The sequence below is a fragment of the Bradyrhizobium sp. th-b2 genome (assembly GCF_000426785.1).
GTDB lineage: Bacteria > Pseudomonadota > Alphaproteobacteria > Rhizobiales > Xanthobacteraceae > Bradyrhizobium > Bradyrhizobium septentrionale.
Genome location: NZ_KE384572.1, coordinates 14,854 through 30,197 on the forward strand (window position 1 = coordinate 14,854; position 15,344 = coordinate 30,197).

Annotated in this window: 11 protein-coding genes; 5 read left to right on the top strand and 6 right to left on the bottom strand. The window is 57.9% G+C overall.

Translation table 11 applies throughout. The features are described from left to right. Positions 1 to 1,659: DUF4347 domain-containing protein (locus K359_RS64015; RefSeq protein WP_198031315.1), on the bottom strand; the 1,659-nt coding region annotated here is incomplete at its 3' end. Between the two features lie 99 nt (positions 1,660 to 1,758). Beyond that, the gene (locus K359_RS0150385; protein WP_029085646.1) at positions 1,759 to 2,160 is read right to left on the bottom strand and encodes a hypothetical protein; all 402 of its coding nucleotides are present in this window, start codon (positions 2,158 to 2,160) and stop codon (positions 1,759 to 1,761) included. A 534-nt stretch (positions 2,161 to 2,694) separates the two neighbouring features. Between K359_RS0150385 and K359_RS63060 the strand changes: the two genes are divergently transcribed. Together K359_RS63060 and K359_RS0150395 are read left to right on the top strand one after the other, a co-directional pair. After that, positions 2,695 to 8,343: a glycosyltransferase gene (locus K359_RS63060; RefSeq protein ID WP_051346901.1), complete on the top strand. Its 5,649-nt coding sequence runs from the start codon at positions 2,695 to 2,697 to the stop codon at positions 8,341 to 8,343. Positions 8,344 to 8,427: 84 nt separating this feature from the next. Continuing rightward, positions 8,428 to 8,976 (top strand): hypothetical protein, encoded by a 549-nt coding sequence (locus tag K359_RS0150395; protein ID WP_156929192.1) that lies wholly within the window; start codon positions 8,428 to 8,430, stop codon positions 8,974 to 8,976. Between the two features lie 127 nt (positions 8,977 to 9,103). On the opposite strand, the gene K359_RS63065 is transcribed toward K359_RS0150395, so the two are convergent. The 3 genes from K359_RS63065 to K359_RS0150410 all read right to left on the bottom strand — a co-directional run bounded on the left by K359_RS63065 (position 9,104) and on the right by K359_RS0150410 (position 11,110). After that, the gene (locus K359_RS63065; protein ID WP_156929193.1) at positions 9,104 to 9,250 is read right to left on the bottom strand and encodes a hypothetical protein; all 147 of its coding nucleotides are present in this window, start codon (positions 9,248 to 9,250) and stop codon (positions 9,104 to 9,106) included. Between the two features lie 477 nt (positions 9,251 to 9,727). After that, positions 9,728 to 10,507: a hypothetical protein gene (locus K359_RS0150405; RefSeq protein WP_029085648.1), complete on the bottom strand. Its 780-nt coding sequence runs from the start codon at positions 10,505 to 10,507 to the stop codon at positions 9,728 to 9,730. 342 nt (positions 10,508 to 10,849) lie between these two features. Further along, on the bottom strand, positions 10,850 to 11,110 hold the full coding sequence (locus K359_RS0150410) for a transcriptional regulator (RefSeq protein ID WP_035978730.1): 261 nt from the start codon (positions 11,108 to 11,110) through the stop codon (positions 10,850 to 10,852). Between the two features lie 68 nt (positions 11,111 to 11,178). On the opposite strand from K359_RS0150410, the gene K359_RS0150415 reads away from it, so the two are divergent. Together K359_RS0150415 and K359_RS0150420 are read left to right on the top strand one after the other, a co-directional pair. Further along, positions 11,179 to 12,009 (top strand): YqaJ viral recombinase family protein, encoded by an 831-nt coding sequence (locus K359_RS0150415; protein WP_051346906.1) that lies wholly within the window; start codon positions 11,179 to 11,181, stop codon positions 12,007 to 12,009. Beyond that, positions 11,996 to 13,120 carry an ERF family protein gene (locus K359_RS0150420; RefSeq protein ID WP_029085651.1) on the top strand — a complete coding sequence of 375 codons (1,125 nt, stop codon included), beginning with the start codon at positions 11,996 to 11,998 and terminating at the stop codon, positions 13,118 to 13,120. The genes K359_RS0150415 and K359_RS0150420 overlap by 14 nt, the downstream gene beginning before the upstream one ends. A gap of 52 nt (positions 13,121 to 13,172) precedes the next feature. Here K359_RS0150420 and K359_RS0150425 read toward each other — a convergent pair whose 3' ends face one another. Continuing rightward, positions 13,173 to 13,481: a hypothetical protein gene (locus K359_RS0150425; protein ID WP_029085652.1), complete on the bottom strand. Its 309-nt coding sequence runs from the start codon at positions 13,479 to 13,481 to the stop codon at positions 13,173 to 13,175. A gap of 532 nt (positions 13,482 to 14,013) precedes the next feature. Here K359_RS0150425 and K359_RS0150440 point away from each other — a divergent pair. Further along, complete coding sequence (locus K359_RS0150440) at positions 14,014 to 15,129, top strand: acyltransferase (RefSeq protein WP_029085654.1); 1,116 nt, start codon at positions 14,014 to 14,016, stop codon at positions 15,127 to 15,129. Positions 15,130 to 15,344: the final 215 nt, after the last annotated feature.

Sequence of the window (15,344 nt, forward strand, 5' to 3'; positions counted from 1 at the left end):
ACCTGTGGCTCCGGTTGCGCCGGTGTCGCCCGTCGCTCCCGTGGCGCCAGTCGCACCTGTGGCTCCAGTATCGCCCGTCGCACCCGTGGCGCCGGTATCACCAGTCGCACCTGTGGCTCCGGTCGCACCAGTGTCACCCGTTGCGCCAGTCGAACCCGTGGCTCCGGTTGCGCCGGTGTCGCCCGTCGCACCCGTAGCGCCAGTCGAACCTGTTGCGCCTGTGTCACCCGTCGTACCCGTGGCGCCGGTCGCGCCTGTGGCGCCAGTCGCGCCCGGATCGCCGGTCGCACCCGTGGCTCCCGTCGAACCTGTGTCGCCAGTCGCACCTGTGGCGCCAGTTGATCCTGTGGCGCCGGTGTCACCCGTCGCACCCGTGGCTCCGGTAACACCCGTAGCCCCAGTCGAACCTGTTGCACCGGTGTCACCCGTCGTACCCGTGGCGCCGGTCGCACCTGTGGCGCCAGTCGCGCCTGGATCGCCGGTCGCACCCGTGGCTCCCGTCGAACCTGTGTCGCCAGTCGCACCTGTGGCTCCGGTGGCCCCCGTCGAACCCGTGTCGCCGATCGCACCTGTGGCACCCGTACCGCCCGTCGTGCCAGTTGCACCCGTGGCACCCGTGCCGCCCGTCGTGCCGGTTGCACCCGTGGCGCCCGTACCGCCCGTCGTGCCGGTTGCACCTGTGGCACCCGTACCGCCCGTCGTGCCGGTTGCGCCCGTGCCGCCCGTCGTGCCGGTTGCACCCGTGGCACCCGTACCGCCCGTCGTGCCGGTTGCACCGGTACCACCCGTTGCGCCGGTCGCGCCCGTCGGACCAGTCGCGCCCGTTGCACCTAGTGAGGTCGAAACGCTACCCGATGTGAACGTATCACCGTTCGCCGTACCACCTCCCGAGAACACCCCGTTTGTGATGGTTGCAACTGAAATGTAGGCGTTCCCGGTGGTGTTGTAGTAAACTCCGTAGGTGCCCGCCGCACTTGGGAGAACGGCCTCAATGCTGAACGCTTGGACGTTGCCAGTGCCCGCGCCGAAGCCTTTCGATGGCAATTGGAACGAGGACACAATTGTAAAGGTGCTGAGATCAACCACGTAAAAGGTGTTGATGTCAGTCGGTCCCGCAGATCCGAGCGTGCCGTTGAGCGTCAAAACTGCGGCCAGTAACCCTCGATAGCTTTCTGCGCCAACCGCGGTCATCGGGGCTTCCGCTGTGAGATCGCTGCTCCTGGAGTCGAGCGTCCAGCGACCACCTAGCGTCTCGGCTCCGATAGAGCTGCTTGCGCCATGAACAACAGCGCCGGTTGCATCTTCGAGCGCATCTATAAAACGGTCGCCCTCGTCAGAAAGCGCTGTACGACAGCTCCACAGGCGCAAGTCACCGCCTCGCTTGAGCGCTCGGCCGATCGTAGCAAGCTCATTCTCCTCGCCCGCCAGCGTCGCCGCCGACCATTCTCCTGAACTGAAGACCACTCGGCCCGGTGCGCCATGTGCAACAACATGGATCGCGTCCAGTTGCTCAGCGCCACTCAGCGCTTCTGCCATCTGCGATGCGGCGGTCCGTTCGCAATCGAGCACGATCGCCCGAACCTCGGGGCGCAGATTTTTCAGCAGTGTATCTAGATCGGGGACGAATGGATCGACGAACAGAAGCTCTGAGTGGGCCATGAAATTGGTCCTTTTTTAGCTTGCAACAATTCGCGCCGAGCGCGGAGTGCCGCCTCGACCCAAAAATCAAACTGCAGACGCTGCCGTAGCGCGGTCAGATCATCCGCTGCTCGGTTCGCCAGGTGGTGATAGATTCAGAGAACTGCGTACGGACAGGAACGGGCAAACCGCAAACTCTCCGTTCGCATCAAAGGTGCCGATGTCGTAGGCGCTCGCATAGCGCCCGACCTTCACTCGCATCTCAACCGCGTTAAAGCGATCGGACGCGTCCGGCAGAATGACCTGGGAAACGATCGTCTTCGTAGCTTGGTCGACGACGAAGTAGGTGACGTTTTGGGTGGTCTCGCCTCGCGGCAACGATCCGGTCACCAGGATCTCGTTAGGGATGCCCGCAGAGAGAAGCCCTGCATACTTGGCAACGCCTAGCGCCGTTATCGGCGGTGCAATGGACGGAATGCTCTGGGAAATCGCCGACTTGTCGGCTCGACCTGACTTAACCATACGATACCACCCAACGTACGGACGAGGTCGACGCCCGGAGCACGTACGTCCGGAGATCGCCCTCGAACCAACTACAAAACAGTGATTCAACCTTGGGTAGTTGCTCGCTACACTCACTTAAGCCATCAGCAACGAGCCGACGACCACATTCCAAGATTGAACGTCATTCCAAATACTCCCGCCTGAAGCGCAGACGGATCGCGAAAAATTAATTATTCTTTAAGCATAAGCAGATTGGGAAAAACAGCGCAAGAAAATTCAGAATCGAACACGACTTAAGTCAAATTATTTCCGTAACGAGTTCCATTAAGCAGCGAGTTGATGTCGCATCAAGGCGACAACCTGCTGAATTTGCTGCCCGAACAATTTCAGCTAAGTTGTTAGCCCTTTCAGTGAGGTCCGCTGATGGAACCAAAGATCCGCGCCACATCTCGCGTCCAGCAGATCAATTTCATCTAATTTGAGCTTCTCGCAATTGCTTGCAGCAACCAAAAAAGTTTGGCGGTGGTAGAAAACAAACGCATTTGCCTGAACATGATCGTCAAGAACGAGATGGCAAATCTCGAGCGCTGCTTGGCGGCAGTCGCTGACCACATCACTTGTTGGGTCATCTGCGACACTGGCTCGTCCGACGGCACCCAAGACTTCATCAAGACATTCTTTGCCCGGCGCAATCTTCCGGGCGAGCTCCATACAATTCCCTTCCACGATTTCGGGCAGGCCCGAAACGACGCGCTTGATCGTGCCTGCGCCTCAAAGCTTGATTTCGACTATCTTCTGTTCAACGACGCAGATATGGAGTTCATTGTCGACGACGCCGACTTTCGCAAAGCCCTTACCGGTCCCGGTTACCGCCTCTTGCAGCGCGCGTCGGGCGGATTGAGCTACTGGAATACGCGATTGGTGCGGCGTGACAGCGGTTCCAGGTATTTTGGAGTCACTCACGAATACGTCGACGTCCCCGGAGACGTCACGGAATTGCATGGCGCCTGGTATCTCGATCACGCGAGCGGCGCGAACCGCGGCGACAAATCGGAGCGGGATATTCGACTGCTCGAAGCTGCGCTCGAAAGCGGGCCCGACAACGCCCGGTACCGGTTTTATCTTGCGTGGTCCTATCGAGATGCCGGCCGGCATGCCGAAGCCGCTGCTACCTTTGCCAAGCGCGCGGATATGGAAGGCTGGGACGAAGAGGCGTGGATGGCACGGCTGCAGCACGCGCGCTCCCTGCGAGACCTAGGCGATGAAGACGGGTTCGTCGGCAAGGCGCTTGAAGCGTTCAAGCAACGGCCGGCACGCGCTGAGCCGCTCTACGATCTCGCACGATACTATCGGGAACGCGGAATGCATGCGACGAGCCTGCTTTTTTCCGAGCGTGGACTTTCGATATCAGCGCCTGAGAACGACATCCTTTTCATCGAAACCGATGTCTATCAGACCGGTCTACGTGAGGAATTTTCGATTGCTGCAAACTACAGCCAGGACACGGCTCGCTGGGACCGCGGGTTCTCGATCTGCAACGGGCTAGCCGTCAACCGGGCAATTCCGGACGGCCCGCGTGAGCTGGCTCGGACAAACCTGTTTTATTACCTGCAGCCAGCCCAAAAGCTCTTTGCATCGTTTTCCGCCCGGCCGGTGGATTACAATGTGCCTCAAGGCTATTGGCCGACCAATCCCTCCGTTTCGCGTCATGGGGATGACCTCTATCTCGTGCAGCGCGCGGTGAATTTTCTTCTGCGCGAGGACGGCACATATGAGACGGACAGCGATGCGCCAATTCGGACGCGCAACTTCCTGCTACGGCTCAATACCGATCTTGGAGTGCAAACGGCGGCCGAGATCTTGCCGCCTGCCGACTTCCCAAAAACCCAATTCGCAGAAGTGCAAGGGCTTGAGGATGTCCGTCTGTTCAGTTGGAATGGCTCGCTGTGGGGCAGCGCATGCGTGCGCGAGCTGAATGCTGAAGGCTGGTGCGAGCAGTTAATCGCCCGGATTGAACAGCAAAACAGCTCCGAAATCCGGTTCAGTGAGTGGCGCGTGCTTCGCCCTGAGGGTCCTCGACGCCACGAAAAGAACTGGATGCCACAAGCCAACGACGCAAATCTGCGTTTCGTCTACTCGTGCGACCCGACCAGGATCGTAAACGACCGAGGCGACGTAATCTCAGACAGTGTTGCCAACTTCGCCGTCGAGCATTTCCGAGGCGGAACGCAACTCATTGAATTTGACGATGGCTGGCTCGCGCTCGTTCATGAAGTTCAGTGGCAGACCGGACGAAGGTTCTATCAGCATCGCTTTGTCTGGTTCGATCGCGATAATGGTCTGCGGCGGCTTAGTCGCCCGTTCTATTTTAAGGACAAAGGGGTCGAGTTCGCGGCTGGTCTGGCTTGGCATCCGGACAGCCGTCGCTTGCTCGTATCCTACGGGGTCGCCGACAGCGAGTCCTGGATCGCCTCGATAGATGCGGCCGAGATCCGCGCCGCGCTTGAGAGTGATCCGGTGTCGCCGGCCGAGGTTTCTGCTGCGCCACCTCCCCTACCATTCGAGAACGCGCGCAAAAGCAAAGAGCAGGTAACTAAGGAGTTTGGATTGTCGCAACGAAACGGAAAGTCGATCGGCTTATGCATGATCGTCAAGAATGAGGCGGCGGTCATCCTCCGTTGCCTCGACAGCGTTCGACCGATGATCGACTATGTGCTGATCGAAGACACTGGATCAACCGACGGCACGCAGGCCGTCATACGACAGTGGCTCGACAGAAATGGACTGGCAGGCGAAGTCATCGACGAACCCTGGCGGGATTTCGCGTACAACCGATCGCATGCGCTCGCTTGCCTGCGCCGCAACCCGGACGTCGACTACGCCCTCATCATCGACGCCGACGACGTGCTCACCATCGAGCCGGGATTTGACGTCGCCGCCTTCAAGTCCGGCATGACCGCAGACCTCTATGACGTGACCATCAACCACAACGGCATCCGTCACTATCGACCACATATATGCAGCAACAGAAAGGATTTCTATTTTCGGGGCGTCCTGCACGAGTTTTTGGAGGCACCGCCCGACGCCCACGGTCGGGAGACCGCCTCCGGCTTTGCGATCCAGATCGGTGGCGGCGGCGCGCGCAGCCAAGACCCCAAGAAGTACCGCAAAGATGCTGCGCTGTTGGAGGGCGCGCTACAGACCGAGACGGACGCGTTCCTCCGCTCTCGTTATACGTTCTACCTTGCTCAGAGCTATCGTGACAGCAATGAGCCCGAGAAAGCACTCAACTACTACCTGGCCCGCGCTGAAATGGGCTTTTGGCAAGAAGAGGTCTTCATTTCCCTTTATGGTGCGGCGCGGCTTAAGGAAGCTCTTGCCCATCCTGAAGAGGACGTCATTGCGGCTTATCAGCGAGCCAGCGACTCCCAGCCCGCGAGAGCTGAAGCGTTACACGGAGCTAGCCGTTATTGCCGTCTAAAGGGCCGCAACAAGCAGGGAGCTGACTTCGCTCGCCGTGGCATCGATTTGCCGATGCCTGTTGGAGCGCTATTCGCCGAAGAATGGATTTATGAGTTCGGGCTCCTCGACGAATTCGCGGTCAATGCCTATTGGTCTGGCGATTATCAAGGCTGCATCGACGCCTGCGGTCGCATCCTTCAAATTCCATCAATCGATGAAGGTCTGAGGAAACGCGTAGAGGACAATCTGCGTTTTGCGAAGGACCGGATTTCCGAAAAGGTCCAGCCTGCGGATGTGCCCAGGCAGCCCGGCGCAGCGCGTCTTCTTCCCAAGGTGCTGATTGCAATTCTCGCTAAAAACAAGGCTGGCCATCTGCCATTGTTCCTGGAATGCATTGAGGCGCTGGACTATCCGCCGGATCGAATTGCGATTCACACCCGGACCAACAACAATCAAGATGACACCGGCCAAATTCTCCGAGACTGGCTCAAACGTGTCGGACCGCGATACTCGCACGTAGAGTTCGACGACAGCGACGTATCGGAACGCGTCCAGGACTTTGCCGACCACGAGTGGAATGCCACTCGCTTCTCCGTGCTGGGTCGAATTCGCCAGCACAGCATGAACCGGACTCTGGCTCTCGGATGCGACTACTATTTCGTGGTCGACGTCGACAACTACCTGCGCCCCCTCACCTTACGAAACCTCGTAGGTCTAAATCGTCCGATTGTAGCGCCGCTGCTCAAATGCGCCGACGCCGACCGACCGCTGTATTCGAACTACCACCAGAAGATCGACGCGAACGGGTATTTTCTGCCCAGCGAGGAATACAACAATATCCTCAGCCGCTCGTCGCCAGGGCTCCACGAGGTGCCGGTGGTCCATTGCACATATCTGGTTCGCGCAGACGCCATACCGCAACTGACCTACGATGATGGTTCGGGCCGCTATGAATATGTCGTATTTTCGCATAGCGCGCGTCGCGCTGGCATTTCGCAAACGTTGGACACTCGCGAAATTTATGGCTGGCTGACGTTCGCACCTGACGGAGAGGCAATTCGACCGCTCATTGCTGGAGAACTTGCCGGAAAATCGGCACAGGAAGCATCGAGGAAGGACACCGCTTCGAATGTTAGTGGAAAAAGAACGATACGGCTGAAGGAGTATCCTGCGAACGTATCCTTGTCTCATACGCCTTCAGATGAATACGTCGAGAGTCGCAAGGGTGCCCTTGTCCAGAAGCCATATATCCTGGAGACTGACGCCCTCGGCTTCATTCGCGGGTCACAGTCTCCGGCTACGGCGGCTCGAACTGTGATCGTTCTCGGCGACAGCGTGGTCGAGGGCATGTATCTCGACCCCGAAGACCGGTTTTGCGCCAAGCTCGAGACGATTCTGCGCAATGAGAGTGCTCTAGATGTCATCGTAAGAAACGGTGGCTACAGCGGAGCGACAACCCTCCACATGCTGAATCTGTTTCTCAACAAGATCATACCGCTCAAGCCCGACCTCGTCATTCTGATGACGGGAATTGTCGACGTTGACGTGGCGAACCTGGAGGCCAGCTTCTGGAGCCGTGACTGTTGGCTCGAGCCGATCGTTGACCTCAACACGAGCAACTCGTGGCGGGACCGTAACCTGCTTCCTACTCCGAAGTTCGATGATCGTCGTCGGCTGCTAGATCTCTTCTCGCTTGCCGCTCGATCGTTTGGCATCGAGCTATGGTTCGCGACCATTCCCCATTTGCAAGGCGAAGGGGTCGATCCAACCGTGACCCGCACTCGCATATCCATCAACGAGACGACGCGCGTGGCCGCTCGGGCGGGAGGGCACACCTTGTGCGATTTGGAAGCGAAGCTGGCTAACCGCGCCGATATTTATCAGGATGCCTTTCACCTAAATTCGGTCGGCGCCGAGGTCGTGGCTCGCTCGATCGTGGCAGATGGCTTGGGTTCGTTCTTGCTCGCGAAGGAAGCAAGCGTTCCTGGCCGCCCCACGGAGAAGGACAGGCAGTCAAAGGATGAGATTTGTGTACTCAACTTGGACCAAAGCACCGGTCGCTGGGACAAGTTCAGAACCCGCAATGCCCACCTAGGCAGATTTGAACGAATCTCCGCGATTGACGGCAGCAAGCTGGATCGCTCGCAGCTCGAAAGACAGGGGCTAATAGCCCCCGGACTTGATTACAGTGCCGGAGCCTTGGGTTGCGCACTCTCTCACATCCAACTTTGGCAAAAGGCTGCGTCCCAGGATCAACCTATGACGGTTTTCGAGGACGATGCGGTTAGCCATCCCGCGTTCGATGAGCATCGATCAGCTGTGTTGGCACAACTTCCCGCCGACTGGGACGTGATCTTATGGGGCTATGTTTACGATCCGCTTTTTCTTTGGATCGATCTCGGATTTTCAGCTGCGGAACTCCGATTTTACGATCGAACCGAACCTTTTGCCTGGAGCGATACCTCGGGCGGCCGACCCATTTATCGTCCCCACCGGCTCAGACACGCCTTCGGAACGCAGGCATACTCGATTAGCCCACGCGGAGCGAGCCGCCTGCTCAGTGCCGTGTTGCCTCTCAAGAAGCAGTTCATACCGTTTCCTGGAACACCGATCGTAATCGAGGATCAGGGGATCGATGGTGCGATGAACACTGCTTACCAAGCAATGCGCAGTTTTGTTTGTGTGCCGCCCCTCGTCGTCCAGCGCGACGAAGGTGTCAGCGACCGCTTGAGCAGATAGGCGCAGATCCTGTCGATGCTGCTCGGCCATTGAGCATAACTGAAAACAGTTGCGAGTGGTGTCTCTAGAAACAAGGGGAGTGACTTGAGGCTGCAAAATGTGCCGCTGTTGGAAGTTCAAGCCCGATGGGGTTACAGCGAGTTGACCGATTCTCCGGCCGCCCGGCACTATTCGGATCTAGGGCATCTCGTCGCGAAGCGATCAAGCGGGACTTCATTCGAGCTGCTCTCTGAGGCCGAGCAGTATGAACTCGCCTTTGGTACCGCGTGCGCTCGACCCGTCCTGCTCGCGTTCCTGACCGGAGTGATTTCGTTTGACATCGTTAGGGTCGGGCGAGCGAGATTGGGCTCGATGCTCGTGCCACCAAATGTCTGGTATCCCGAAAGCGAGGGGCGTTTCGTTTCGTTCGAGGAATACATGAGAACGACAGGCGTCAAACTCGACGATCCTCGAAGCGTCCTTCCCAAAGGACCGAGCTATGAATTTCCCACAGATCCGATCACGTTTGGTCGCTCGTTCAGCTTTCCGATATTGATCGACGGCTTTCATCGCGCCGCCCGCTTCTGGAAGTACGGTCCATCGGACGGAAAGTTGCTCGCTTACTTTCCGTCAGGTCTGGTGGTAGAGGACTGAATTTCGCTCGTCGGTGATATCTGCGTGTCGCAGTTGCCAAGTAATATTTCTCCACCCATTGAATGTCGACCAGATCAAGGGCGTGGTGGAGCGCCGGAGGGCCAAGACTAACAGGGGCACGGCCGAATTACTCGGCTAAATTTTCATTCTCGTGGCTTTCAACAGAACGCCGGTGACGCCTCTTGGCGATCAAACCAAGAAACACCAATACGACGCCAGCAGCGATCATGATAACCGGGCCGACCGTTTCCCAATCCGCGATCAGTGCCTTCACCGGTTTGCTCGTCAACGTTTGAGCGACCAACAGGGTTCTGCAGGGCTAACCAGTTTACTCCGACGAGACCGCAGCGGACGGCATGCGCAGGCAGGCTACCCCTTCAGGGCTACAAAAATATCGCGCGCCTGATGAGTGCGATCTCAGCCAGGATTTTGCACGCCCCTGGACTAGAGCGAGCGCCGTCCGCGCATTTTTTAAGCCGGCGGCGCTGCGCTGTGGGGAATCGCAAACCTGCCTAGGATACTTATCGGCCAGGGATGCCAATCACACGAAAGCGATGACGATCAGTCCTTCCGTTATGCGTCGCTCGCCTCGGGCCTCGACATCGCGCGCAAGGCAGGAGATCGCTACCATACAACCGCCCGGATCGAGACCACCACGGGCCACGTCCACCTCACCACCCTGCTCGCTCATGCCTCACGGGGGCGCCAATGACACATTCTATCTGAGGTAGCGTATTGGCTGGCGAGCTTTTTAGTTGGCATTGCCGTTAACGACCTTCGCCCTCGCCGCGCGATCGAGTTGTTTCTGCGTCCTCACCCAAAACAACCGACGCAATGCACGATCTATGGCAGCATCCAAGCGCTCCTCGACCGCGAGGTCGTCTACGGTCTTATCGGCGGCAAGAAACTCCGCGGCGGCCGGAAGATATCCATTGGGATCGGGGCGGCGCTCGCGGATACGAGGCATCAGAACGTTGTCGACTTCCTTTTTCAAAGCAATGATCCAGAGTTCCTTAGTCTCAAAGCTGTCTTCGCCCACGTTTGCGTTGAGATGGTCTCGGCATTCGGTTGACAAGAACGAAATTCCCAATCTCAAAAATCTCACGTCCGACGCGCGATGGAGGTTCGCGCTGAAGTGCAGCAGGCGCTCGTAGTCGTCGCGCGGATAGCTGCGCTTCTCTGCGAGAGTATCCTTTAAAACCTCGAGCTCATTCTCCAGGAGCAGTTGGGGCGGCCTTTCGTTGAATACCCGATTCTGCACCTTGTCGAGAGCGACTGCCGTATCCAGCTTCCGCTTTGCGCGTACGCGCAGCTTGCGCCATTGGCAGATTAAGATGGTTTCCGCACAATCAACTTCGATTGGGCCTTCGGGGCGCCATTCTTGCCAGATCGCGCGGCGGAGTTCCTGGAATGCGTCCGGATCCTCCCACGGCAACAGTTCAACGGAAGAGTAAGCCCCATGCTTGAGTGCGTTCGGCTTGCGCAGGCGCCTCGCCGGCACGCTCTGATTGTTCTTCTTTTCGGGCAGCATCGCTCGGTATCCTCGGTCGACTTAAGAACATCGGGTGTCCGTTGCGATTCAATTTCCGGGAGCGATGTAACGCAGGGCGAGAATGGAACGCCAGAAGACAAACCCAACCGAATTCGTAGGATATTCGAGGTCAGATCGGCTAGAGGTCTATCCACAGCAATTTGCAATTCGAAGATTGCCGTCCCGGGATAATTAGGCTCAGCGATTTGCGTACAGTACCAACCCTAGCGGAAATTCGAGTCCCGCTTCTCGATCAACTGCGAGACGTCGGAATATCAGTCCTGAGCTTTAACCCTCACTGCACCCCTGCCCCGCTCTGACTCAGCCGCGCCTCCAAAAAGTCTAGCCTTTCCGTTCCTCGGGCTTTCGCTTTTGAAGGCGCACGCCCGGTCCGCCGCCGTTTTCAGGGATGAATTGGACTCCGGCTTTTTCGAGCGCCTCCTGCATTTTCCGAATCGCTTCTTCCGACACAGCTCGCCGCTGCCTTTCAAAATCAACGACTGTTGAGAGGCCAAGGCTGGCGATCGACGCCAACTGAGGCTGGGTCATATCGAGCAGCGCCCTTCCTCCGCGGCATTGAGCAGGGGAAATAAATTTCAACATTTGACGGTCCTGGTCCAATCGTATATCAACATTTTATGTTGATGACTTATATACACGTGGAGAATGCAATGATTCCCAATCAAAAATCTCACATTACTTTTAAGACGGATCGTCGTCGTTTCGTAGGCGGATCCGATGCCCGCATTATCATGGGGACTGATGAAGCCGCTTTGGTCCGGCTCTGGCGAGAGAAGCGAGGCGAAATCGAGCCGGAGGATTTATCAAGCAACTTGATCGTACAGCTGGGCACAGCGACCGAGCAACTTAACCGGCACTGGTACGAGAAGAATACCGGCCAAGTCGTAACACAGGTACAGCGGCGGGCCTTTCATCCGGTCAAGCGCTGGATGGCGGCAACCCTCGACGGCAAGGTGGAGGGCGCCGGCGCGGTATTCGAGGCAAAGTTCATGCTGCCTTGGTCGTTCTCTGAAGAAGCGGCCGCAGAAAAACATATGGCACAGTTGCAGCACAATATGTGGGTTACGGCGTCACGAACCGCGGTGCTATCGATCATTACCGGCGGCGGCAAATGGGTAGAGATCACCATTCCGGCCGATCCGCTGTACCAGCACTTGCTGCTGACGGCGGAAAAGAAATTCTGGCGCTGCGTCGAGACCGGCGAGGCTCCTCAGCTGTTCGGCATTGAGCCCCCGCGACCCCGGATTGAAGCGGTTCGAACCGTCGATATGAGCGCCTCTAATGCCTGGGCGGAGTTTGCCGGGGTCTTTCATCGGACGCGCTCCGCCCATCTCGAGCACGATACGGCAAAATCCGAGCTGAAGAAGCTGATGCCAGAAGATGCGAAAGAAGCGGCCGGCCACGGGCTTAGGGCCACCCGCTCGAAATCCGGTTCAATCAGCTTTCATGTTATTCAGGAGGCCGGTCATGCAGCAGTCTAGCGAAACGATCGGCGCGATCGCCGGCGCACTGGCCAAGGCCCAACTCGAACTTTCCAATCCGGAAAAGGCGCTGACTGCGACCATCCCTGCAGTCTTTCCGCGCGAGGAGGCTCGCAGCTTTAGATACGCCTCTCTAGCGAGCGGACTGGATCTGGTTCGCAAGTGCTTAGGGAACCATGAGATTGCAACCGTTCAAACGACAAGTATCGACCAAGCGACGAGCCTTGTTTGTTTGACAACGGTCCTGGCGCATTCGTCCGGAGAATGGATGTCTTCGGAATGGCCGGTGTGTGCCGTCAGCGAAATTAACGCTCCCCACCGAATGGGGACTGCCCTCACCTATGCCCGGCGATACGCTCTCTTTGCCCTTGTGGGTATCGCGGGCGAGGACGACTTGGATGCGCCGGACGCCACAGCGGCCCCGCCGCCCCCCGAGTTTCGGGCCGGCAATCGGCCCGACGTCAAAGGAAACAAAGGCGCAGCGCAGCGGCCTCCGCTACTCAGCCTGGATCAATCAGCCCAACTAAGAGCGCAGATGTTGGCAGAACTCGATTGCTTAACGGGTGAGAACGACCTTCTCGCCTGGGCCCAAGTCGGACTGCCCAGAAAGAACACTCTCTTAGAGGCAGATGCTCGTATCCTTGAGTCTGCCTACCGAGAGAAGCTGGCGGCCCTGCCGCAGGTGCCTCCTGACACAAGTGATAGCTTGAAACCGGATGCGTCCGTCGAGGACACCCCAAGCGATGCGACGGCCAATCTCGCATTTCCCAAAGAACCCGTGCGCAAGCGCAGCAAGGCCCACCTGCTGTTTGTCCGGGAACAGCCTTGTCTCGTTTGCCGGCAAAGTCCGTGCGATGCCCACCATTTGAAGTTCGCTCAATCCAGGGCTCTCGGCCGCAAGGTCAGCGACGAGTTCACCGTTCCGTTGTGTCGCGCCCATCACCACGAACTGCATCGACAGGGCAACGAAAGGGCCTGGTGGGCGAACCTGAAGATCGAGCCGTTGCGGATGGCGCACGACTTGTGGACGGCAAGTTCGATCCACAGTCCGCTCACGGCCGCCTTCATCAGCGCGGCCGCTCCCTCACGCCTGGGGTCGGAGGTTCCTTGACGATGAACGGGCCATTTCAAATTGCGCGATAGGCGGCACCCACTGCATCAACCTATCGCGGTTCTGACTTCTTGCCGACGATCCACCTCACGATTGGCCACCCCACCAAGAAAGCTGATGCGACGACTCCAGCCATCCTTATGAATAGGGTGCCGTAGTCCTGATCGAGGAAGAATGGACGTCGGTCATAGAAGATGAACACGAGTATGACACTGAGCGCGCAGCAAAGGGCCGTTAGTAACCGAGAGACTTGTCCTTCCAGATAGCTGAGGCGCTCGTCGAGTTTGTCGTTATCCACCGTTCCCCCCGTTGGTTCGGGTTTTTTCGGCTTCCATGCCGAGCCGCTCCAGACGTCCGCCATTTTGGTCCGCCGAAGAGATGGTCTGCCAGTGGAAAATCGCCACTTTTTCCCGACCCCGTGATCCTACGGATGAGCTGTGCCCTTACAAGGTGGACATGCAGGCCTATCGCGCCGAGCAGGATGATATCCGCTGCGACCGGCTAGCCGCCGGCACAGCTTCGGCTGAGTGATCTGAATGGAGTTGTTTGAGCTATCGCGGTGAGAGCAACGGACCGCGAATCGACGCACACTTTCCTGCCTGCCTGGGTTGGGATACGCTGCCCCTTATTTTGCGGGGGTCTCAATGAACCGCTCAGTCTGGGCAATTGCTGCTCTCAGCTTTATTGCCGGCATGCTCGCCGTTATCGTACTTATCGAGATCATAAGGTCGAGGTCCATCCGAGCGGGAGTGGCATCGATTGACAGCGAGCAACCGGTCATCGCGGAAGTCACTCTCGGGATTGGTCGGCCTCTCGACGTTGTAGCTCTATCGACGGTGGGGCAACCTAGCCGCGTCAAATTCCGAGACGTCTAATTGCAACGCAGGACGGTAGTGAAAATCCATCAGATAGAGCAGAGCAGTCCCGTACAAGATCCCTCTCCACGGCCAGAGTTGCGGGCGCTAACAGGACTTCGCGGGTTAGCGGCGACGGCTGTTGCCCTTGCACATTTTCAGAACACCATTCCCGCCTACTCCGGCACCCCGTTCATGTGGCACAATGCCGTCGACCTGTTCTTCTGCCTTAGCGGCTTCACGCTATCCTACGTCTACAACCGGGAGACGTTTCAGTTTTCGAGCTACCTGACTGCTCGCATCGCTCGAATTTACCCGTTATATCTAGTCTGCTTGATCGCAGCCGGCGCTCTTTACGTCTGGCCCAGTGTAGTCAATCCGATCAGCTACCCTGTCCGCACCGCGGTCTCAGATTTCGCATTGCAGCTCGCCATGTTGAATGCGTGGCCTGTGGTCGGCTCAGGCGTTCATTGGGACAGCCCGGCGTGGTCCTTGTCTGTCGAATGGTTTTGCTACGTGCTGTTGTTCCCCATTCTCCTCTTCCAAAAAGCGTCGCCGTCAACATCGACCAGGGTGCTCTGCATCGCAGTAACGACAGTCGCTTCCTTCTTCTTGTTTACGTTTTTCTATGATGATCTCCTGGTCACTCCGCAGCTCCACGCGCCAAAGAGCCAGTGGAGTGACTGGGTAGCTTTGGCTCGTGGGGTGTTGGGCTTCATAGCCGGGTGGGCTGCGTTCGCAAGCTTCCAGAAGCGCGACGGGCTTTACCTGGCCTGCACAAGATTTTCTACATTGATCTGGTGCGGAGTCGCTCTCATCGTGCTGCTGGCGTACTGCAGACTGACCAATCCACATGCGCTGATAGTCGTCTATCCCTTCGTCGTACTTGCAGCGACGGACCCGACTTCGATCACGTCGCGGTTGCTGGGCTCGAAGCCGCTGCATTTCCTCGGCGTGATTTCGTACTCGATCTATATGACCCACTTCGTCGTTTTCCTCGCCGCCGTGGACCTGTTCGGCCCATCGGCCACCTGGCCGCTCGCCGTTTATGTCATCCTGGCTGCGGCGACGGCTGCCGTGTCGGTCGGCACCTACTTTGCGATCGAAATGCCGGCGCGCAAGGCCATTCGTGGCATTCAGCGTTCCGCCCTCTGACGTTCAGCAATGCACACCAAACCTGAAGTCGGACATTGCCACGCTCTGACGGCCTCGCGTACGCCGGACAAGTAGATTTCCTGAATCCGCGTGGTGATGCTATCCTTGAGCGTGCTTTTTCTCGGGGTGCGGCAAGCATCCCAGTGATTTTACGGCTTCTTCAGTTTTCGTTATCAGCAGTTTTCACACGTAGATTTGGCACCTCGTGCCGCACA

Coding starts and splice junctions, on each gene's coding strand:
- K359_RS0150410 (WP_035978730.1), bottom strand. CDS start 11,110: ATGTTGAAATTTATTTCCCCTGCTCAATGCCGCGGAGGAAGGGCGCTG.
- K359_RS0150385 (WP_029085646.1), bottom strand. CDS start 2,160: ATGGTTAAGTCAGGTCGAGCCGACAAGTCGGCGATTTCCCAGAGCATT.
- K359_RS0150420 (WP_029085651.1), top strand. CDS start 11,996: ATGCAGCAGTCTAGCGAAACGATCGGCGCGATCGCCGGCGCACTGGCC.
- K359_RS0150405 (WP_029085648.1), bottom strand. CDS start 10,507: ATGCTGCCCGAAAAGAAGAACAATCAGAGCGTGCCGGCGAGGCGCCTG.
- K359_RS0150415 (WP_051346906.1), top strand. CDS start 11,179: ATGATTCCCAATCAAAAATCTCACATTACTTTTAAGACGGATCGTCGT.
- K359_RS0150425 (WP_029085652.1), bottom strand. CDS start 13,481: ATGGCGGACGTCTGGAGCGGCTCGGCATGGAAGCCGAAAAAACCCGAA.
- K359_RS63060 (WP_051346901.1), top strand. CDS start 2,695: ATGATCGTCAAGAACGAGATGGCAAATCTCGAGCGCTGCTTGGCGGCA.